Origin of the sequence: Pseudomonas sp. CYM-20-01 (assembly GCF_023169845.1) — a bacterium.
Lineage (GTDB): Bacteria > Pseudomonadota > Gammaproteobacteria > Pseudomonadales > Pseudomonadaceae > Aquipseudomonas > Aquipseudomonas azotoformans.
Map to the genome: position 1 here is coordinate 1,493,602 of NZ_AP025169.1, position 21,532 is coordinate 1,515,133.

Below are 21,532 nucleotides of genomic sequence, written 5' to 3' on the forward strand. Positions count from 1 at the left end.
TGGCATGACGGTGCGTTTTTCTTTCCTGATCGGTTGCCTTGGCGCACTGACCCTGCAAACGGCACTGGCCGATAACGGCCGCCTGATCGCTACCGGCGGCGCCAGCAGCCTGGAAGGCGTGGCGGGCGGAGGGATCACACCCTGGGCGGTTTTGGCCGGATATGGCGAACAACACGAGTGGGGCGCCACGGCGTTCGCGACCACGGTCAACCTGCCGGATTATCGGCTGGACGTGGCCGGGCTGGCGCTTGCCTATGACAACCGCGTCGAGGCGTCTTTCGCCCACCAGCGCTTCGACCTCGGCAGCCTGGTGCATAAGCTCAATCTGCCCGACGACAGCCTGGGCCAGGACGTACTCGGCCTCAAGGTGCGCCTGTTCGGTGACGTGATCTACGACACGCTGCCGCAGGTCTCCCTGGGCCTGGAGTACAAGCACCAGACGAACTTTGCTATCCCCAGCCTGGTGGGCGCCAAGCGCGACAGCGACGTTGAAGGCTACCTGGCCGCCAGCCGCTTGTTCATGGGCGCTGCGTTTAGCTACAACGTGCTGGTCAACGGAAGCCTGCGCTACAGCCGCGCCAATGAAACCGGCTTGCTTGGCTTTGGCGGCGATCGCCGCGACACTCGCACCCTGCTCAAGGAAGGCTCGCTGGCATTGCTGCTCAACCCGCGCTGGGCGGTGGGCGTGGAGTACCGTGAGAAGCCCGACAACCTGTCGTTTGCCGGCGAAAGTGATTGGGCGGATGTGTTCGTGGGGTACTTCCCCAACAAGCATGTGTCGTTCGTATTGGCTTATGCACGGCTTGGCGAAATCGCCACGCTGGACCACCAGAACGGCACGTATTTGTCGGTGCAGGGGAGTTTCTGATGCGCTGTTTACCACTGGTTTTCGCCCTGCTACTCAGCGCCTGCGCCCAGCAACCGCCCAAGGACGACAGCCTCTATCGCGACCTCGGCGCCATGCCCGGCATCACGCGGATCGTGGAGGGCATGTTGCTCAACATCGCCCGGGATGAGCGCATCGTCGAACGCTTTCGGCGCATTGATATCCAGCGTCTGCGCAACAAGTTGATCGAACAGTTCTGTGTGGAGGCGGGCGGGCCGTGCACCTATACAGGCGACAGCATGGCCGAGAGTCACAAGGGCCAGAATGTGAGCCGCAGTGACTTCAATGCGTTGGTGGAGGATTTGATCAAGGCGATGGACAGCGAGGGGATCTCGGTACCGGTGCAAAACCGCTTGATTGCACGGTTGGCCGTGATGCGCGGGGATGTGATCGAACACTGATCCCCAAAACTACCCAGATAAAAATGTGGGAGGGGGCTTGCCCCCGATAGCGGTGGTTCAGTCACAAATGCATTGACTGACACTCAGCAATCGGGGGCAAGCCCCCTCCCACACTTACAGTCCTCATGCCGGTGTCGCTTATTCCGGCAGTTTGAACGCCATCACATAGTCACCCTGCTTGGTGCCCAGGGAACCGTGACCGCCGGCCATGACCAGCACGTACTGCTTGCCGTCCTTGCCGGTGTAGGTCATCGGGGTGGTCTGCGCGCCGGCTGGCAGGCGACCTTCCCACAGTTGCTTGCCGTTTTTCACGTCGTAGGCGCGCAGGTACTGGTCGAGGGTGCCGCTGAGGAACGCCACGCCACCGGCAGTGGTGAAGGTGCCGCCCAGGCTGGGCACGCCCATGGTCAGTGGGACTGGCACCGGCGAGCTGTCACGCACGGTGCCGTTCTTGTGCATCCAGATGGTTTTGTGGGTGGTCAGGTCGACCGCGGCCACATAACCCCATGCCGGTGCCTGGCACGGCAGGCCCATTGGCGACAGCATGGCTTCGAGGATCACGCCGTACGGCGCGCCTTTGTTCGGCTGCACGCCTTCGGTTTCGCTGACGCGCGGGCCTTGCTTGGCGATGTCGGCCGCTGGGATCAGCTTGGACTTGAACGCCATGTAGCTCGGGTTCACGAAGGCGATCTGGCGCACCGGGTCGACGGAAATGCCACCCCAGTCGAACACGCCGAAGTTGCCCGGGTAAACGATCGAACCTTGCAGCGATGGCGGGGTGAACGCACCGTCGTAGCGCATGGATTTGAAATCGATGCGGCACAGCAGTTGGTCGAACGGCGTCACGCCCCACATGTCACGCTCTTTGAGCGGCGGCGGCATGAAGTTCAGGTCCGACTTCGGTTGGGTTGGCGAGGTGTGGTCGCCGGCGACGGCGCCTTGCGGCACGGCCACTTCGTGGATCGGCACGACCGGTTGGCCGGTGGCGCGGTCCAGCACGTAGATGCTGCCTTGTTTGGTCGACGCCATCACCGCTTGCTTCACGCCGGCTTCGGTCTTGATGTCGATCAGCGACGGCTGGCCGCCTACGTCCATGTCCCACAGGTCATGGTGAGTGAACTGGAAGGTCCATTTCACGTGGCCGCTGTCGATGTCCAGGGCGGTGAGGCCCGCGCTGTATTTTTCCGAGTCTTCGGTACGGTCGCCGCCGTATTGGTCGGGCATCTGGTTGCCCATCGGCAAGTAGAGCATGCCGAGTTTTTCATCCACGGCGAACATGGACCACATGTTCGGCGAGTTGCGGGTGTAGGTCTTGCCCTCGGCCAACGGGGTGGTGTCGTCCGGGTTGCCGCTGTCCCAGTTCCACACCAGCTTGCCGGTGTGCACGTCGAACGCGCGGATCACACCGCTTGGCTCGTCGGTGGAGACGTTGTCAGTCACGTGACCGCCGATCACCACCAGGTTCTTGGTCACGGCCGGTGGCGAGGTGGAGTAGTAACCGCCTGGGGCGAAGCTGCCGATGTTGGCACGCAGGTCGACCTGGCCTTTGTCACCGAAGTCTTCGCACATCTTGCCGGTGTCGGCGTTGAGGGCGATCAGACGGGTGTCGGCGGTTGGCACGAAGATGCGTTTCGGGCAGGCGTTCGGTGCGGCGGCCGGGCTGGCGCTGCCGGTCGGGCTTTGCTCGGAAGCGTACACGGCGTCATCGTGATACGACACGCCACGGCAGGTCATGTGTGCCCAGCCCTTGAAGTTCTCGGCACCCTGGCTGCTGATCTTCGGATCGAAGCGCCAGATTTCCTTGCCGGTGTCCGGGTCGAGGGCAATCACCTGGCTGTGCGGGGTGCACACGTAGAGCATACCGTTGACTTTCAGCGGTGTGTTTTCCGCGGTGGTCTCGCCTGGATCATTCGGGCCAGGGATGTCACCGGTGCGGTAGGTCCACGCCGGCACCAGCTTGTGGGCGTTTTCCGGGGTGATCTGCGCCAGCGGCGAGTAGCGGTCACCGTAGGCCGAACGGCCGTAGGAGTTCCAGTCGCCATCGGCCTGGGACGGCGCAGCGCTGGCCATGCCTGGCACCGCATCGCGGTCCAGTTGGCCGGTCTTGACCATCTCACCCGGGTTGGTGAACTGGCTGGCCAGGGCGGTAGCACCCGCCAGCACCACAGCCACGCTCAGCGCGCCAGTGCCCAGCGGGGCAGGCTGGCCACGCAGCAACGGACGGCGAAACCACGGGAGCAGCATGACGATACCCAGGGCGAACAGCAGCGCCAGGCGCGGCACCAACTGCCACCAGTCCAGGCCGACTTCCCACAGGGCCCACAGGGTACTGGCGAACAGCACCAGCGCGTAAAGGCCCAGCGCAGCGCGGCGGGTGGCCAGCAGCAGGACGCCGGTGAGGGTGATGCCGATACCGGCCAGCAGGTAGTACAACGACCCGCCGAGCATCGTCAGCTTGATACCCCCGGCCAGCAAGGCCAGGCCCATGATCAGCAGCAAGACGCCTAGCAACCTGGGCAGCAGGCGGCTTGGGCTCGAAGCACCATCAGTGCTCATAGTGTGTTTCTCCGTGACGTTGGAATTATGTAACCCCGTGCTTCACTGTAGATGACGATTCGGCGCGGGCTTGGTTCAGCGTTAATTCGGTTTTTCTGGGGATAAGTGGGGTTATCCACAGGCGGGCGATTTATTCCCAGGCGCAGGTCGGGGTAAGACAGCGCTGTCTTTGCAGGTGGGAATAATCAGCAAGATGAGGTCGACCGAGGGCGTGAAACGTTTCAGTTTGTTGCGGGAAGGATAAAGGGAGAGGGCGTCGAGAGAAAGCGTAAATCGCAAGATGCATCATTTCAGATTTGGTAACAGTGACAGATAGTCGCTGCAACGTTGGCTTCATGAAACCCTGCCCTGTGGCGAGCGGGCTTGTTGTGGCGAGCGGGCTTGCCCCGCGTAGGGCTGCGAAGCAGCCCCCTGTCAATTCACCGCATTCTTTGAGAAAGACTCAGTGACTGGTTTTGGGGCTGCTGCGCAGCCCAACGCGGGGCAAGCCCGCTCGCCACAACAAGCCCGCTCGCCACAGCAGACCAACAGAGTGGCTTTGCGGGGTTTTTAGAAGGTGGTGCGTACGCCGAACTGCACGCTGCGCCCCGGTGCCGGCGCAATATCGCGCAGGATCGAGCTGGCATAGCGCACGGTCTGGTTGGTGAGGTTCTCGCCGTTCACGAACGCCAGCCACTGGCTGCCACCCATATTGAAGTGATAACCCATGCTGGCGCCGAGGGTTGTATAGCCATCGGTGCCGCTTTCGTTATCCGGCACGCGACCCTGGCCTGCCGCGTGTTCCACATCGATACGCGCCTGCCAGCGGTCCAGTTCCCATAGCAAGCCGCTGCTCAAGCGCAACGGTGCGATACGCGGGAGGGCTTCGCCGGTGTCGAGGTTGGTCGCACGGGTGTAGTCGCCCGACAGTTCCAGCGCGAACTTACCGTAGGCGCTTTCACCAAGCTTCCAGTGATCCTGGGCTTCAACGCCGGCGAAACGTGCACGCACACCCGAGTACTCGTATTCCGGGATGCCTGCTGCGTCTGCTTCACCTTCGTCGTTCAACGTACGGCCTGTGCCCAGCAAGCCGATGTAGTTGGAGAAGCGGCTGTAGAACACCCCGAAGCTGCCCTTGTGGGTGCCATTGTCAAAGCGCAGCGCCAGGTCGCTGGACACGGCCTTTTCTTTCTTCAGGTTGGCATCGCCCAGCTCATAGGTGCCGGTGGCGACGTGGGCGCCGTTGGCATACAGCTCGTAGAAGGTCGGTGCGCGCTCGGTGTAGCCCAGGGTGGCGGCGACGGACCACACGGGTGTGAGGGTGTAGACCGCACCCGAAGACACGCTGCCGGCGGTGAAGTCATTGGACTTGTCGGCATTGGCAAAACGCGCATTGCCCTTGGCATCCGGGTCGACGCTAGTGTGTTCCAAGCGCCCGCCGAGGCTCAGTTTGAGGCGCTCGGTGGCCTGCATTTCTTCGAGGATAAACAGCGCGCCGGCGTTGGTGTCGGTCTGCGGCACGAAGGCTTCTTCGCCGAGGGCCGAGAACTCGTTGCGGGTCACTTGCGCGCCCACCACGCCATCGAGCGGGCCGATCGGCTGGTGGCGCGCTTCCACGCGGGCTTCATAACCCTTGTTCTTGAAGATCGTACCGGTCTGGCCGCCTTCGATTTCGCGGTGCTCGTAGTCGGTGTAGCCCGCGTCGAGTTTCACCGAGGTGAATGGGCCCTGCAGGTTGCGGATCTCCGAGGCGAAGGCGTAGTGATCCTGCTTCATGCGGATACGCACATCCTGCTCGGCAGGGGAGCCGTAGTTGGCGTCGTAGTTGCTGTAGGACAACCCGGCATAACCGTCGTCCCAGGTGTAGGAACCGCCCACGGCACCGCCGTCCTGGCGCCCGTCGCTGTTGCCCAGGCGGCCATTCTTGCCGGGGGCATCGTCGGTTGCCGGGGCGTGACGGCTGCGCGCCTGTCCGGGGATTTTCAGGTCGTTGAATTCCCGCGCGTTGGCATCCAGGTGCAAGGCGAACGTGCCGTTGCCGGCTTCCAGTTTGCCGGCGCTGCTGCGCGTGGTGTCGGCGCCGCCGTAGCGCAATTCACCGGCACCGTGGATACCTTCGATGGCTTCGGTGGGGATGCGGTTGTCGAAGGTGTTGACCACGCCACCTATGGCACTGCCGCCATACAACAGCGCTGCCGGGCCGCGCACGATTTCAATGCGATCCACGTTGACCGGGTCCAGCGGCACCGCGTGGTCGTAGGACAGCGACGACGCATCCAGCGCGCCCACGCCATTGCGCAGGATGCGAATACGGTCGCCATCCTGCCCGCGAATGATCGGTCGACTGGCGCCTGGGCCAAAGTAGGAGGACGACACGCCTGGCTGCTTGTTCAGGGTTTCGCCGAGGCTGCCTTTTTGTTGCAGGGTCAGGTCGTCGCCTTCCAGCACGGTGGTCGGCGAGGCAAGTTGCTCGCTGCCCAGCGGGTTGCCGGTGATGACTTGGGGTTGCAGCTCCAGGGCATGGGCTTCGGAGCAGATCAGCAGGGCGGCGGCAAGCGGGGTCAAGCGCCACAGAGAAGAGCGGGACATCGGACATTCCTTGGTAAAACGGCGAAATGATTGGAGATTTATAGTTACAATATAACATCTCTTTTTCGCTGGAAACGGGAACTTTTTTGATCGTGCTAAAGTGCGCGGCTGTGTGATCTCTTTTTAAAGGCCCCGCATGACCGCGACAAGCAACGACCCTCTACACGGCGTGACCCTGCAACACGTCCTCACCACCCTGGTGGAACATTACGAATGGGCAGGCCTGGCCGAACGCATTGATGTGCGCTGCTTCAAGAGCGACCCGAGCATCAAGTCGAGCCTCACGTTCTTGCGCAAAACCCCGTGGGCGCGGGAAAAAGTCGAAGGGTTGTACGTGAAGCTGATGCGTACCAAACGCCCGCTGGATTGATCCGATGAAGCGGTTTGTGGCTGCGGCGGCGCTGGCCGGTTGGGTGGGGTTGGCGATTCAGCAATACCTGATTTTCTATTCGCGCTGGACGTCCGGCGCCAGCCTGCTGGGTGGGCTGGTCAACTTTTTCAGTTTCTTCACCGTGCTCACCAACACTCTCGCCGTGGTGGTGTTGAGCTATGCGCTGGTGAAGCGCGATTCACCCGCCAAGCGGTTTTTCCTCGCGCCTGGCATCAGCAGTGGGATCACCGTGAGCATCGTGGTGGTGGGCCTGGCGTACAGCCTGTTGTTGCGGCATTTGTGGCAACCCGAAGGCTTCCAGTTCATCGCCGACGAGTTGCTGCACGACGTGATGCCCGTGCTGTTTTTTATCTACTGGTGGCGGTGTGTGCCCAAGGGCAACCTGCACCTCAAGCACATCGGCGGCTGGGTGAGTTACCCGCTGGTGTACTTCGCCTATGTGCTGCTGCGGGGGGATTTGCTCGGGCAGTATCAGTACCCGTTCATTGATGTGGGCACCCTCGGTTATCCACAGGTATTCGTGAACGCGGGGGGCATTCTGGCGGGGTTTATCGCGATTGCACTGGCAGTGGTGGGGCTGGACAAGCTCATCAAGCCCCAGCCCTGATTCACTCTTCTTCGCTGCCTTCGGCGCGCCAGTAACCGACGGCCTTGAGGAACGCCTCATTGATCTGGTGCGTGTCCAGCAACACGCGGCGTACCTGGCGTGACAGCTTGGTTTCGGTCGCCACGAAGCTGTACAGCGAGCCACTGGGCAGCGTCAGTTTGCGCACGGTGTCGAGCAGGTCATCCTGGCCACGAATCACCCAGATCACCTCGACCTCGGCAGCACTTTGCAGCGCCTGCTTTTCGCCCGCATTGGCGATCTCGATCACGGCCAGCACGCTGCGCCCGGCCGGCAACTCTTCCAGGCGACGCGCGATGGCCGGGATGGCTGTTTCATCGCCGATCAGCAGGTAGCTGTCGAAGATATCCGGCACGATCATCGAGCCCCGTGGCCCACCGATATACAGGTGTTGGCCGACCTTGGCCTGCTCGGCCCAGGTCGACGCAGGGCCGTCGCCGTGCAGTACGAAGTCGATATCCAGTTCACCGATGTCCAGGTCGAAACGCCGCGGCGTGTAGTCGCGCATGGCCGGTTGCGGCCCGTCGCCCTTGATGGCGAACGTCGGGCTTTCCAGGGCGGCCTGTTCGGCGGCGTTCTGGGGGAACAGCAGCTTGATGTGATCGTCACTGCCCAGGCTGACAAACCCGGCCAGTTCCGGCCCGCCCAGGGTGATGCGGCGCATGCGTGGGGTGATGTCCACCACCCGCAGTACTTGCAGGCGGCGACGTTTGATTTCGTGGGTAACGCGATGGATGGTTTGTGTATTCATGGGTTTTTCCCGTCGACAATGGCTTGGGCGGTGCTATTGAGCAGCGCCGCGACACGCACGATTTCTTCCGGGCTCCAGCGCCCGTGGTGCGAATGCAAGGCATGGCGCAGGTTGTGCACCGCCTCGTGGATTTCCGGCGGGCGGTCCTGGCCGCGCAGTGCGCGCTTGCTCACGTCCATGCGCAGGCGAATACCGTCGAGGGCAACCGTCTGCTCACTTAAGAAGAGACGACCGGCGTCGGTGATTGTGTAGCGTTTTTTTCCGCCTTCGGTGTCGCCGCTGATCAGTTCGCTTTCTTCGAGAAAGGTCAGCGTGGGGTAGATCACCCCGGGACTTGGGGTGTAGGCGCCGTCGAACAGGCTTTCGATCTGGCGGATCAGGTCATAGCCATGGCATGGCTGCTCGGCGATGAGCGCCGGCAGCAGCAATTTGAGGTCACCGGGGGCAAAGACCCGCGGGCCACGACCACCGCGTTCGCGGCCGCCGTGTTTTTCGAAGCCTTCGTGGCGTTCGTGGCGAGGGTGATGTTCTCTCATTTCTGTGTTCTCCTGTCTTACTAAGATACAACTTAAGATATATCTTATAAGCCGGGCAAGCACAGCAGACCAACGGTCATCCGTGGAACGTTTCTCTAAGGGATGTAACGGCTATTCGGCCGCGAGGCCTGTACTCGCCAGACACAAGGTCTGACTGCCGGGCTGCAAGTAAGGCATGAGCAACGGCGCCATGCCCTTGAGTACCTGCACCGGCAGGGCCGAAGTGAAGGTGAAATGTTCGGCGGACTGGCCGGGGACAAACGCGGTCAAGGTGCCGAAATGGTGCTCGCCCAGATAGAACACAAACGTGGCGGTGCGGTTGATCGACTTGGAACTCAGGATCCGCCCACCGGCGCCGATGGCTTCGATGCGGTTATCGCCGGTGCCGGTCTTGCCACCCATGGCCAGCGGCGTGCCGTCGGCCAGCTTGAAACTGCCGGCGACGCGTTTGGCGGTGCCGGCATCCACCACCTGGGACAAGGCGGCGCGCAGGGCTCTGGCGACCTCGACCGGGATCACCTGCTTGCCGGGTGCCGGGTCGTTGACCAAGTGCGTTTCGTACGGGGTGCCGGCAGCAAATAGCAGGCTGTCGATACGCAACACCTTGGGGCGCACGCCGTCGTTGAGGATGATCCCCATCAGCTCGGCCAGTGCTGCCGGGCGATCCCCGGAGCTGCCGATGGCGGTCGCCAGGGACGGCACCAGGTGATCAAAGGGGTAGCCCAGGGCCTGCCAGCGCTGATGGATGTCGAGGAAGGCCTCGATCTCCAGCATGGTGCGAATGCGGCTGTCGCGCGCACTCTGGTGACGGCTCTTGAACAGCCAGCTGTACACCTCCTGGCGCTCGAATTGGCTGGCCTTGACCACCTCGCTGAACGTCGCCTCGGGATGGTTGAGCAGGTAGCCGAGCAACCACAGGTCCAGCGGGTGCACCTTGGCGATGTAGCCTTGGTCGGGCAAATCGTAGGTGCCGGGGCCGTAGTCCTTGTAGAGTTTTTGCAGGCGTTCGTCGGTGAGCTTTTCGTTGGTTTTCACGCCGGTCAGGTGTGAGCGCACAAACAGGTTGAAGCTCTCCTGGCTGGCGGCGGGCAGCAGGTAGCGGTGCACGGCGGCCAGGCGGATCGGCGTGGGGCGCAGGCTGTCGAGGAAGGTGTCGAGGCGGGCCTGGGTGTCTTTCTTCTGGTACTTCTTCCAGAACTTGCGCAAGAACGTGGTGCCTTCGCGGTCGGCGAACCCGGCGAGGTATTCCTGGCGGCGCGGGTCGCTGTCGTCCTTGAGCAGTTCGGCGCTGTTGTTCTCCCCTGAATAAGTGACATAGCGCACCACATCGCGCATCAGCCGAATGAACGGCAGGTTGATCGATTCGCGCAAGGCGTCGCGCAGGGTCGGGCTGCGTCCGTTGTCCTGGCTGCGAAAGTTATGGAAGCTGTGCAAGCCGCCGCCGGTGAAGAAGCGCTCGCCGGGGCTGGCCGAGTAGGTGCGATCCAGTGCCGCGTCGAGCATCACGGCCAGGGATTTGTCCGGGGCCTGGATCAGGTAGTCGAGGGCCCAGCGACTCAGGCGGTCCTGGTCGTCGACCGTGACTTTTTTCAGCGCCGCCGGCGCTTGTGCGGCGTACTTGGCGTGCAGCTCGGCGATGATTTGCAGGTAGGTGGTGAGTACCCGCAGCTTGGCGGTGGAGCCCAGCTCCAGCTTGCTGCCTTCGTTGATGTCGAAGGGTTGGTCGGTGTTGTCGGTCTGTACCCGCACTCGTGAACCGTCCGGGGTCAGTTCGAACAGGGTGAAGCTGTAGCGCACCTGGGCGGTGCTGGCGGGGGTGAGCAGGCGCTCGCCGAGCAGACCGATCTGGCGGGCATACTCGGGGTCGGCCAGGCGCCGGAGGTAATCGCTGACCTGGCTTTGCAACTGCGCTTGCAGGGTGCTGGTAGCCGAAAGGTCGAGGCGATCGAGGTCGTACAGCGTCCGGTCGAGCAGGGCGGCGAGACGGCCACGGGCGACGCTGATGCCTTTGTTGGTCTCGATGGGTTGTACCGTCGGTTGTTGCTGCCAGTCGCGGTAGGAGACTTTTGCGTTGAGCGCCGCCCGCAACAACGCCGGCTCGATCACGCCGTTCTGGGCCAGCAGGCGCAAGTGGCTGTCGGTGAGTTGTGCCAGTTCCTCGCGCCCCTTGGCCAGGTAATGCGAGGGTCGCCGCTGGGCGATGATCAGTGACAACACCTCACGCAGGGCCAGGCCTTGCTGAGCGCTGACGGGGCCGACCAACGCCTGATTGACCTGGTTGAAATCCGCGCCGTACCACACCCGCAACCCCTCGGCCATGCCGTGCACTTCACCGTGCCCCGGCACCGCCGACAGCGGCACGCTGTTGAGGTAGTCACGCACAATGTCCTGCCGCGCCGGCAAGGTCTCGGGCCCGTCGTGGTAAGCGCGCACGGCGGCGGAAAACATCTGCCGCAGTTTCTCTCCACCGGACAGGGTCAGCCCATCCGGCGAGTGGCGATATTTCTCCAGTTGAGTGGCCAAAGTGCTGCCGCCGGCGCTCTGGCCGGGCAGGTGCAGCAGCTTGGCGACTTGCGACCAGGCCGCCTTGGCGAAGCGCGGCCAGTCCACGGCGGGGTTGGCCTGGGGTTGGGCGGGGTCGAGCAGGTCGCGGTTTTCGATGAACAGCAGGCTGTTCACGATCAGTGGCGGGATGGCGGTGAAGCTGGAGTACAACTGTTGCGGGTAGTCGTATTGGTACAGCGGCACGGCGCGGCAATCGGTGATCGACAACCCGGCCTGGATTTTCTCGGCGTAGGGCACAAACAGGCCCTTGGCGCTGTAATCCATCAATGCCGGGGAAAAACGCGCCTGGGCCTCGATCACATACCCACGCTTGAGCAAGCGCGGCAAAAAGGTGTCGAGGTCACTGTAGCCCAGGCGCCGATCGAACGGGCCGGCACCGGGATAGACGATTGCATCGCTGGGGCCGGACTTGACCTCGTAGGTCAGGTCGCGGGCCAGGCGGCTCAGTTCCTGGGCCTGCAAGCGCGCGGTGCGCATCTCCCTGGCGGCGGCAAACCCCAGGGCGATCAACGCCATCAATACGATCAACCCGAACAGGCGACGCCCATGGCGTGGCCTGGGTTTATTTTCGGGTAAAGGCGCTGTGTCCGAACTGCCTTGTACTTTCGCAGCCTTGGTCGATTCGGTTTGCCACAGTGCGCCCATAGTCGATTGATCCATTCACGCAGATTGATCGGACTTGCTTGAAGCGTAGTCGCTGGGCGCTGTTTGTGAGGGAAATGTGATTTTCGAGTAAGAATCCTCTGATACTTGCGTAGTACGCTGCCCGACGCGACGTTTTGTCGCTCAATGCAGGTCAGATGCTCCTGTTAAATTGCAATCCGGCGGGCACTTCCACTAAATTGCCTCGCTTTTATAGTGAAAGACCCTGCTCCTGGCTTTTTATACTGCACGCCCCGCTGATCTTGCCTGGCAAGAAGGGCCCGTCCATGAGGCGGCCCCGGTCTCGGCAAGGACGCAGGCTTACCGGCCCGCGTCCTGGAGACTCGACGGACAATCCAATAACAAAATGAGGTTGTACCCCTATGCCAGTCGGCAACCCACTGCCCCATGGCGAGACCGCTCAAGGCGGCCCGCTCAAACGCGAACTCGGTGAACGGCATATCCGTCTGATGGCGCTGGGCGCCTGTATCGGTGTCGGCCTGTTCCTCGGCTCGGCCAAGGCCATCGAAATGGCCGGCCCGGCGATCATGCTGTCGTACATCATCGGTGGCCTGGCGATCCTGGTGATCATGCGCGCCCTCGGCGAGATGGCCGTGCACAACCCGGTCGCCGGTTCGTTCAGCCGTTATGCCCAAGACTATCTCGGCCCATTGGCAGGGTTTCTCACCGGTTGGAACTACTGGTTTTTGTGGCTGGTGACGTGCGTCGCGGAAATTACCGCCGTGGCGGTGTACATGGGCGTCTGGTTCCCGGATACGCCGCGCTGGATCTGGGCCTTGGCTGCACTGATCAGCATGGGCACCATCAACCTGATTGCGGTCAAGGCGTTCGGTGAGTTCGAATTCTGGTTCGCCCTGATCAAGATCGTCACCATCATTGCCATGGTCATCGGCGGCGTCGGCATCATCGCCTTCGGCTTCGGCAATGACGGCGTGGCCCTGGGGATTTCCAACCTGTGGGCCCACGGCGGCTTCATGCCCAATGGCGTGCAGGGCGTGTTGATGTCGTTGCAGATGGTGATGTTCGCCTACCTGGGCGTGGAGATGATCGGCCTCACCGCCGGTGAGGCGAAGAACCCGCAGAAGACCATTCCCAGCGCCATCGGCTCGGTGTTCTGGCGCATCCTGTTGTTCTACGTGGGCGCGCTGTTCGTGATCCTGTCGATATACCCGTGGAACGAGATCGGCACCCAGGGCAGCCCGTTCGTGATGACCTTTGAACGCCTGGGCATCAAGACCGCCGCCGGCATCATCAACTTCGTGGTGATCACCGCGGCGCTGTCGTCATGCAACGGCGGCATCTTCAGCACCGGGCGCATGCTCTACAGCCTGGCGCAGAATGGCCAGGCGCCGGCCACGTTCGGGCAGACCTCCAGCAACGGTGTGCCGCGCAAGGCGCTGCTGCTGTCGATTTTCGCCTTGCTGTTGGGCGTGTTGCTCAACTACCTGGTGCCGGAAAAAGTCTTTGTGTGGGTCACCTCCATCGCCACGTTCGGCGCGATCTGGACCTGGCTGATGATCCTGCTGGCCCAGCTCAAATTCCGCAAAGGCCTGAGCCCCGCCGAACGGGCAGGGCTCAAGTACCGCATGTGGTTGTACCCGGTCAGTTCCTACCTGGCCCTGGCGTTCCTGGTGCTGGTGGTGGGCCTGATGGCGTACTTCCCGGATACCCGCGTGGCGCTGTATGTGGGCCCGGCGTTCCTGGTGTTGCTGACCGTGTTGTTCTACGTGTTCAAGTTGCAGCCGTTGAACACTGCCCAGGGCGCCACGCGCTCGGCGTGATGCTCAATTGACCTGCTGTTGTGCCAGTTGCGCCGCTTCGGTCAACTGGCGCACCAGGCGATTGCGTTCGGCAATCTCCAGATCCACCAGGGATTGCCGACGTTCCAGATAGGCCTCCGAGCGCTTGTCCGCGATCTCCTGGTTCAGGCTGTTCAATTGGTGACTGACCACGTTCTCAATGGTCGAGAAGGGCTCCGGGTAACTGCGGGCCAGGTACTCGATCCAGAATTCCTCCATCAATAATGAGTTCTGCGCCGCCTGGGTGTTGCTCAGGGCCTCCAGGGTACGACGGGCAGCAGCGATGTCGTGTTCATCGACCCATTCCTCCACCGCATACAGCATTTCTTCGCGACGGATCGGCAGTTGGAATTGCGCGCGAAAACGCAGCCGGTAGTACAGCTTCACTTCCGCATCGTCCGGTTCCACCCCTGCTTCGCGCAGAGTCTGGATGTGTCTCTCGGCCAATTGGTCCACCTGGCGCAGGTAGAACAGCTGCCTGGCCAACTTCAGCAGTTCACGGTCGGCCTGGTTGCTGCCGGCGTGGGACCGGGCCTGGTGGACGAGGTGTTCGATCTCCATATTGATAAAAGCCAGGATGGCGCCGTCGCCGCAGGTGCCGTCGAGGTAGGTGTTGAGAAACACCCGCTCGCGCAGCTCGGTGGATTGCCCCATGGCATCGAGCAGGTGCCAGACCCGTTCGGTCAGGGCCTGCTGGCTGGCCGGGCTGTGGGTGTAGGCATACGACTGGGGCAGGTCGCGCAGCACCCGGAACGTGTCATCCGGGCTGGCACCCTCGTTGTTGCGCAACTGCTCCCACAAGGTCTGTCGTGCAGCGTGCTGCTCGACAGGCACGCCGGCCAGCCAGCGGCTGAAGTCAATCGACATGGCCTGCTGGTGCAAGATGCCCGGTAACGTTCCACCGATGACAATCCCGGTGCGATGGCGATAGTCGCGGATCCTCGCCAGGGTGGTCTCGCTCAAGGGATTGTCATGCAGGACTGTGTTGCGGTTGGTCGGCCCCATGCGCACATCGGAAAATACGGCGTCGGGAATCGTGGTCAAGCGGTTTTCCTGCAATAGCAGGTGGCGCAGGCTGCTGCGGCTTTCGGCGCCGATGGGCCAGTGTTCAATGTTGGTCTGGCGCAGCGCCAGTACTCGCAGGCGGCTCATGCGCGAGACATCCGGCGTCAGCCCCAGGGGGTTGCCATCCAGATGGAGTTCGTTCAGTCGGGTCATGTTGGCCAATCGCTGACGCGACTCGCCTGTCAGTACGATCGCGTTGTCACGCAAGTCCAGGTGCTCAAGCTGGGTCATCTGGGTCAGGCTGGTGGGCAGCTCACTGAGCATGCAGTCGATCTTCAAGTGGGTCAGGCCGATGAATTTGCCGAGGAATGCGTTGCCTGTCGGCGGGAAGGTATCGCCGTCGATCCGCAGGTATTCAATGTGCTCGAAACCCTGGGTACTCAAGATGAAATCAGGGTCGGGCAGGCTGTTGCCGTTCAGGCGCAGTTGCAGTTGATGCGTGTCGAACAAGCCTGAGTCATTGTCATAGGCAACACGGCTTTCCTGGCGCCAGGCGCGCAGGATGCGGTCGGCGAGTTGGCGGCGTACACCGTAGTTCCAACCCACCGGGTCGGTGGCTGGGTCGTCGACGGCCTGGGGTGTTTCGATCCAGCGCTGCAATTCGAATTGCAGGGACTGATATTCGGCCTTGCGCCGTTGCAACTCGATCAACGCCGCCGGCTCGCTCATGTCCAGGCCGTCAATCAGTTCCCGGGCGCGGAACTGGCTGAAGCTGGGATAGAGTTCGCGCACCTTGCCCACCAGGTCCACAGGTTGATTCCCACTGAACGGCCAGAGCCCCCGCAGCGAGAACGGATAGGCGATGAATGAACTGTCGACCCGCATCGGCGGTTGCAGCCAATACGGGATATGGGGCAGGCCGAGCAGTTCCTTGATGGCGATGCGCTGGTTCAGCGCCAGTTCGGCGATGGTGTGTTGCACCGGGGACAGGTCGCCGCCATCGACGATCCCCAATGCCTTGCACTCGGCGTCTGACAGCAACAGGCTGATGGCGTTGAGCAAGTCGCTGCCGACCTCGGCAGGCTCATTGAGCAAGCGGCCCTGCTTGTCGTAGGCGTGGAACCCACCGTTGAACCGGGCGAGTGTGCGCCGGTCGATGCCAGCAGGCTGGCCCGCGCTTTCCAGCAGGCGACCGTTGGCGTTGCCGTCGTGGATGTCCAGGCGCAGTTGCGGCGGCCAGCCGGGCAGATCCTTGAGCAGGTGCAAGGTGATTTTTTCGCTGTCGGGGTTGGCCAGGGTCTTGAGGTAGAGGCCCTCGAAGGCGCGGTTCAGGCGCACGTCATGGGCGGTGAGCCGAGCCTGTTCGGCCAGGCGCAGGCCGACTTGGCTGTGATCCTGCAGTTGCTTGAGCTCCTGTGGGCTGGCCTGTTCGAGGATGGCCGTGACCGCACTGCGGGGCATGTGTGGAAAACGCGATTTGAAGCGCTGTTCGAGCACGTTGCCGCCTTGCTCGCTTTGGGCATACAGGTTGTCGAACAATTGCGCGCGTTCATGGTAGGCATGCTCGGCAATTTTCTTCGCCAGTTTGAACAGACGCTCCTCCTCGGAGGCCGGCAGTTCACTGAGCAGTGCGCGGATCAGCGCATCGTTGCGTACCAGCTTTTTCAATGGTTCGCGGCTGCGGCTTTCGGCCTCGGTGAGGCGTATGGTCTCGGCCGAAGGGTTGCGCGTGGCGGGGTATTGGCGAATCACCGTGCCTTCGCTGTCGACGATCTCCAGGCGGTGGCTGCCAGGCCAATTGGGCAGGCGGCTGGCGAGCAGCAACTGCAGGGAAGGCCGGGCATTCTGTGTGGCGGAGTAGGTGCTCATGGCCTGGATAAAGTGCAGGATGTCGCGCTCGATGCGAAAGCGTTTGCACGTGTCTTCCAGTAACGGCGGCGGTGCCTGGTGGGTGCTGTGCACCTCGCGCAGCGCGCGAGCAGGCGTACCCGTGATTCTGAGGATGCGCGCGGCGGTGCGCTCGTCGACGTTGTAGTCCTGGGCGCCCAGGCGATAGAGCAGGCGATGGTCGCTCCAGGCCATCGGGTTTTCGCTGGACAGGCGCCACGCGCCACGCCCGTTGTGTTCCAGCAGGGGCGTATCGACGCCGACCTTGCTGGGATGCTTGAGTCGCCACTTCAACACGCGGGGGTCAAACTCGATCGGGTACAGCGAGCCGTAGAGCGGCAGCAGGTGTTGCCCGTCCAGATCGTAGAGACCCTTGGCGTTGGGCTGCGCCCCCGTTGGCAGTACCCCATCGTATTCGTACTGGCGCAGCGAAAGGTCGAGCAGGCTGACATAGCCGCGCGGGCTGCGTTGGGCACTCATCAGATTGCCGAGTGTATTTCGCAACCCCTGTGCATCAGAGGCTGATTGCATGCCCAGCTTCAGCCGCTCGTGGGGTTGCAGCACCGAGCCGATCGCCAGGTAGAAACTGTCGACGGCCGGCGACACCGGGATCGGCCCGCCGTTGCGCATGTCGTAGGCTTCATAGCGGCCCTCGCCGTAATGCAGCAGCTCGACCGTGGTGTCGTCGGGGCCCGTGGATACATAGCGTGGGGTGGCCTTGCTGGTGGCAAGCTCGGTGACGACGAACTGTCGATCCAGGACTTCGCGCAGCAGGCTGGTGGCAAACTCCCGGGCCCATTGATCGTTGTCGGCATGGAACACGCGCGGGTGGTACAGGCTGTCGAGGGCCACATCGATGCGCAGCGCGGCGCGGTGGTGGTCCAAGTGGTCACGTACCGACTGCGGCAACGTACCACTTTGCAGGAACGTGGCCTGCTGGCTCGCGTTCAAGGGCACGTCTTCCAGCAGCTGTGCCAGGTTGGCCGGGGTCAATGGCGCAAACCTGTCGCGCAGTTTGCGCAGCACGGGCGTGATGGGCACCAGCGGTGGGGCGACCTTCAACGGGATAAACGCGCGCGCGGTGTCCGCGGCGGGCAGTTCGTGCCGGGCATGTCCGGCATACCGGTACAAGGCGCTGAACAGTGCCAGCCGGTGAGCCTGGGCCAACTCGCTGATTTGCAGCCGCACACGCGCAATGCGTTGGGCCGGCGTCAAGTTCGGGCTGCCTTCCCTGCCCAGTAGCGAATTTGCAGGCTGTTGGTCGATGATCAGCTCGAACAGTTGCTCCTGGGAGGTGACCGTCGTGTCGGCGCCGTCGAGGGCGATGTAGGTGCCATCGTCGCGGCGTTTGAGCTTGGTGATGCTGCCTGTGGCCGCTGGAGTGTCCGTGGCGGCATAGGTTTCGATGAGCGCGCCTTGGGCGTCATACACCTGGATGGATACCTCGCTGGGCCACCCAGGCACTTGCGTCAACAGGCACAGCACGGCGCCATCGGCATGGGGCGGCATGTAGCCGCGTCGGTGGAAGTCGCTGATCAACTGGTCGATCACCCGGTCAACCTGCAAGCGCCTGACCCCTTCGATCAGGTTGATGGGCGCCAGTTCTCCGGCCCATACGCTGTCCAGGGTGCTGCGGCTGGGCGCGATGCTGCGCAGCATGTGGTCCATGTCCACCCTGGGCACCGGGCTTGAACCATTGGGCAGCATGCGCTCGATCAGTTGGATGTCCGACAGGGCGTGGGCGTTCTTCAGGTCCAGGGTCCAGGCTTGCAGGGCCGGGTTGAACACGATTGGTGGGGCGGCATTGCTGCCGTTTTCCTGTTTGAGCACAAACCCCAGGGCCTTCGGGTCATGGTCGACTTCAACGACCCGTTGCTGTTCGCCATGTTTCAACCACGCGTATTGCCTGCCATTGATCTGGTAGACGCCCTGCGCGTTCGGCGTCTGCCCGTTGAGCAGGTTTTGATCAAGGATCGCGTACGTACCGATGTCGGGTTTCCAGAGGACAGCGGTGCCGTCGCTGCGGGTCAGCTTCTGCGGATTGCCCAAGCGTTGCAACAAACCCTGGATGCGCTGCTGGTGCACCCGGCCGGCCGTGGAGATCAGCAGGCCGTTGATCGCCAGGTCCGCTACATCCGCCATGGCGGCAGCAAAATCACTGGCCTGGCCTCTGGCAACTTCGTTGAAACCGATGATGACGCTGTAGGTGAGGCTGCCAAATACCACCGCCTGCATCACCCGGTTCAAACCGGTGACGCCGCCGGGCATGGGTGTCAGCAATAGTTGCAGGATTTCGTCGGCGATCGCCGCAGCACCTGCCATGACCGCTTGCAGGTCACGGGTCGAGCGACGGGTTGCCAACGTCGCGAGATTCGCCTGGTAGTGCTGGATGTGACGGTAGGTGAGGGCTTGCGCCAGGCTTTCGGTGCGCCCGTGTTTCGGGTCTGGCGTGAAGCGCAGGCCGTCCAGGGGCTTGGCCGGGAACAGGCGGTGGAAGGTGTCGTACAGGAAGCCCGCGGCGGCACTCAGGTTTTCCGGGCGCTGCTCACTGGCGTCCAGGCGTTTGAACCCCTGCATTTCGGTCATCGGCAGTTGCCGTGAAAACCAGCCCAGGTCGTGCCTGCGATGGCCGTCCTTGAGTTGTTGCATGAAGTGGGCGTTGGCGGCGTTGGCGTCCGCGTGATAGTGCATCGCGCCGCCGGGACGGAACGGGAAATAAGACACCACCCCGAGGCTGCCCACGCGAATCAGCAGCAGGGGCACCGGGATGGTCTCGCCGGACGGCACGAACGGCACCGCCGGCAGCAGCGTGACGCCGGTGCTCATCCCGAGTGTTTCAAATTCCAGTGCCGGGCCACTGCCATCAATGGCTTGGGTCAGGCGGTCGTAGAGTTCCCGGGTGAGCCCGGTGACGGCACGGTTTCGGTAGGCTTCCAAGGCTTCGAACCTGAGGTTTGCGAGTGTGCTCTCGTGCAGCAGCCGTTGCAGTTTTCCGTCCTTGCCCAAGGTCGCCCTGAGGGTGGTATCCAGTTGCCCACCGAGGTCCAGGTCGCGGGCGATGTCGACAAAGGCTTTGACGGTCAGCCTGGGGTTTTCATTGCCCGTCAGGTAGGCGGCATCGATGAAGGTGGTCCCCGAGCGCTGCGGTGTGCTGGTGGCGAAGTCGAAATTCAGGCAGGCCGCCTCCCACAACGACAGGCTGGACACGTGCGAGCGATATTTCCATTCGTCGTAGGCGCGGCGAAAGCGCCGCAGGTTCGGCGAGAGACTGGTGGTGCTGGTGCGCGGTTCCCAGGGCAGTGGCGCCTGCACTTCCTCCAGATAGCGGGTGTGCAGGAACACTTGCAGAGGGTCCTGATTGCCGATGCGCTCGCGCAATCGGGCCAGCCCCTGGGTCTTGAACGTGTTGATCAGGTTGTGGTTTTCGGACTCCACTGCGGTAAGCGCCTGGAGCGCTTCGCGTTGCAGCCGTACATAAGTGCGCTGTTGGTCCGGGGTGAGGCTGTCGAGTGTAAGTGTGAGCGTGCGCTGGATCTGTTCCAGGGCTTGTTGTTGGCCCCAGGCGTCACTCGATTGCAGGTTGCCCGACAGACCGTTGAGCAGTTGATGGGTTGGCATGGACCATTTCCTTTCACCGTTGAAGTGGAAGGAAATGGAATCACCCTGCCGGTTTTACCGGGCGCTACCTATGTAGCGCGGGCTTGGCGACCGCGTCCAGGCGCTTGAGCATGTCCAGCCAGACGGCGAGGCCCACCATCAACAGCGCACCGGCCACGGCGGTGGTCAGTTGCATGGCCACTGCATCGTTGGCCAAGGCGTTGAGCATGTCTGCCAAGGGCGCCAGCACCACCCCCAGGCAGAACACTTCCAGGGAATAGCGGCCCATGCGGCATACCTCAGTGGCAACACGGTTCTGCGTCCAGCCGTGGTGGGGCAACAGCTTCGCCGTGACGTAGGCCAGGGCGAGGAAATGCAAGAGCCGCACCGGTGACAAATCGGTCTTGCTGATCGGGTACAGCCCGTCACTGAGCCACGCCGGCATCCACGCGTCGTGCACTTCGGGCCAGCGCCACGACAGGGTGATCACCGCTGCCAGCAACACATACAGGGCGCACGCGACAAACAGCGGCTGGCGCGACAAGGGGCGTACCTGCGCCGTTTTCGGCCGCTGGCTGTACACTGCCGCCGCGCCGCCGAGCACGAACAGCAACTGCCAGGTGACCGGGTTGAAGTACCACACGCCGTCGGAAATCGCGCGCAGGTTCCAGCCCATCCAAGGCGCCATCAAGTAGATCGCCAGCGACACGGCCACCACGGCCTCTACCTTGCGCATCATCATCGGCAGCACCAGCGGCAGGCCGCCCAACAGCACGATATACAGCGGCAGCGGGTCCATCAGGTTGGGCTTGAAGCGCAGCAGCAGTTCGTCGGTCAGCGCCTGCTGCGGGTGGGTGACGAAGTGTGTCAGGCCCATTTCCTCGACCAGGTCGCGGGTTTCCACATGGCTGTTGGCAAAGAACACGATGCCCATCAGCAGCGCCAGCAAAAAGATATGCACCACGTACAGCACCCAGGTGCGTCGCAGGATTTTCAAACTGGCCAGCCAGTAGCCGTCGCGCCGCAGGATCTTGCCGTAGGCGAGCACGGCGGCAAAGCCGGCGAGGAACACGAACACCTCCGCAGCGTCGCTGAAACCGACGTTGCGCAAGGTGATCTGGCCGAGAGGGTTGTGGGGGACGTGATCCCAGAAAATGAAGATCAACGCCAGGCCCCGAAAAAAATCGATGCGTGGGTCGCGTCCGTCAGGCATGGCTACGGGCTCTTGAATATCAGGTTTAACAAGGACAGGTGAGCGTGGGCGTTGTCGTACGCCGCACGTCGGGCGGGCGCAGGTTGGCG

12 protein-coding genes are annotated in these 21,532 nt (G+C 62.7%); 5 read left to right on the forward strand and 7 right to left on the reverse strand.

Features of this window, described 5'->3' with window-relative positions; all coding sequences use genetic code 11:
- Positions 1–4: 4 nt before the first annotated feature.
- Positions 5–868, forward strand: coding sequence for a DUF3034 family protein (locus tag M2497_RS06590; RefSeq protein WP_248486450.1), 864 nt, complete (start codon positions 5–7; stop codon positions 866–868).
- On the forward strand, positions 868–1,287 hold the full coding sequence (locus tag M2497_RS06595) for a group 1 truncated hemoglobin (RefSeq protein WP_248486452.1): 420 nt from the start codon (positions 868–870) through the stop codon (positions 1,285–1,287). The genes M2497_RS06590 and M2497_RS06595 overlap by 1 nt, the downstream gene beginning before the upstream one ends.
- A 138-nt stretch (positions 1,288–1,425) precedes the next feature.
- Here the strand turns inward: M2497_RS06595 and M2497_RS06600 are convergent, their stop codons facing one another.
- Positions 1,426–3,843 carry a glucose/quinate/shikimate family membrane-bound PQQ-dependent dehydrogenase gene (locus M2497_RS06600; protein WP_248486454.1) on the reverse strand — a complete coding sequence of 806 codons (2,418 nt, stop codon included), beginning with the start codon at positions 3,841–3,843 and terminating at the stop codon, positions 1,426–1,428.
- Positions 3,844–4,392: 549 nt separating this feature from the next.
- The gene (locus tag M2497_RS06605) at positions 4,393–6,411 is read right to left on the reverse strand and encodes a TonB-dependent receptor (protein WP_248486456.1); all 2,019 of its coding nucleotides are present in this window, start codon (positions 6,409–6,411) and stop codon (positions 4,393–4,395) included.
- 136 nt (positions 6,412–6,547) lie between these two features.
- Here M2497_RS06605 and M2497_RS06610 point away from each other — a divergent pair, with 136 nt between their 5' ends.
- Positions 6,548–6,781, forward strand: coding sequence for a VF530 family protein (locus M2497_RS06610; protein ID WP_048720273.1), 234 nt, complete (start codon positions 6,548–6,550; stop codon positions 6,779–6,781).
- Positions 6,782–6,785: 4 nt separating this feature from the next.
- Positions 6,786–7,409, forward strand: a complete 624-nt coding sequence (locus M2497_RS06615; protein WP_248486458.1) for a Pr6Pr family membrane protein — start codon at positions 6,786–6,788, stop codon at positions 7,407–7,409.
- A gap of 1 nt (position 7,410) precedes the next feature.
- On the opposite strand, the gene M2497_RS06620 is transcribed toward M2497_RS06615, so the two are convergent.
- The 3 genes from M2497_RS06620 to M2497_RS06630 form a co-directional block, all read right to left on the reverse strand.
- Positions 7,411–8,178 carry a siderophore-interacting protein gene (locus M2497_RS06620; protein WP_248486460.1) on the reverse strand — a complete coding sequence of 256 codons (768 nt, stop codon included), beginning with the start codon at positions 8,176–8,178 and terminating at the stop codon, positions 7,411–7,413.
- A complete protein-coding gene (locus tag M2497_RS06625) occupies positions 8,175–8,714 on the reverse strand; it encodes a PadR family transcriptional regulator (protein ID WP_071492708.1) in 540 nt (179 codons plus the stop codon). Before M2497_RS06625 ends, M2497_RS06620 begins: the two co-directional genes overlap by 4 nt.
- A gap of 111 nt (positions 8,715–8,825) precedes the next feature.
- Positions 8,826–11,924, reverse strand: a complete 3,099-nt coding sequence (locus M2497_RS06630; RefSeq protein WP_248486462.1) for a transglycosylase domain-containing protein — start codon at positions 11,922–11,924, stop codon at positions 8,826–8,828.
- A 380-nt stretch (positions 11,925–12,304) separates the two neighbouring features.
- On the opposite strand from M2497_RS06630, the gene M2497_RS06635 reads away from it, so the two are divergent.
- Positions 12,305–13,723 (forward strand): amino acid permease, encoded by a 1,419-nt coding sequence (locus M2497_RS06635; protein ID WP_092241013.1) that lies wholly within the window; start codon positions 12,305–12,307, stop codon positions 13,721–13,723.
- A gap of 3 nt (positions 13,724–13,726) precedes the next feature.
- Here M2497_RS06635 and M2497_RS06640 read toward each other — a convergent pair whose 3' ends face one another.
- Positions 13,727–20,251, reverse strand: a complete 6,525-nt coding sequence (locus tag M2497_RS06640) for an NEL-type E3 ubiquitin ligase domain-containing protein (RefSeq protein WP_248486465.1) — start codon at positions 20,249–20,251, stop codon at positions 13,727–13,729.
- Between the two features lie 64 nt (positions 20,252–20,315).
- Entirely contained in the window at positions 20,316–21,443 is a 1,128-nt protein-coding gene (locus tag M2497_RS06645) for an OpgC domain-containing protein (protein ID WP_248486467.1), read from the reverse strand.
- Positions 21,444–21,532: the final 89 nt, after the last annotated feature.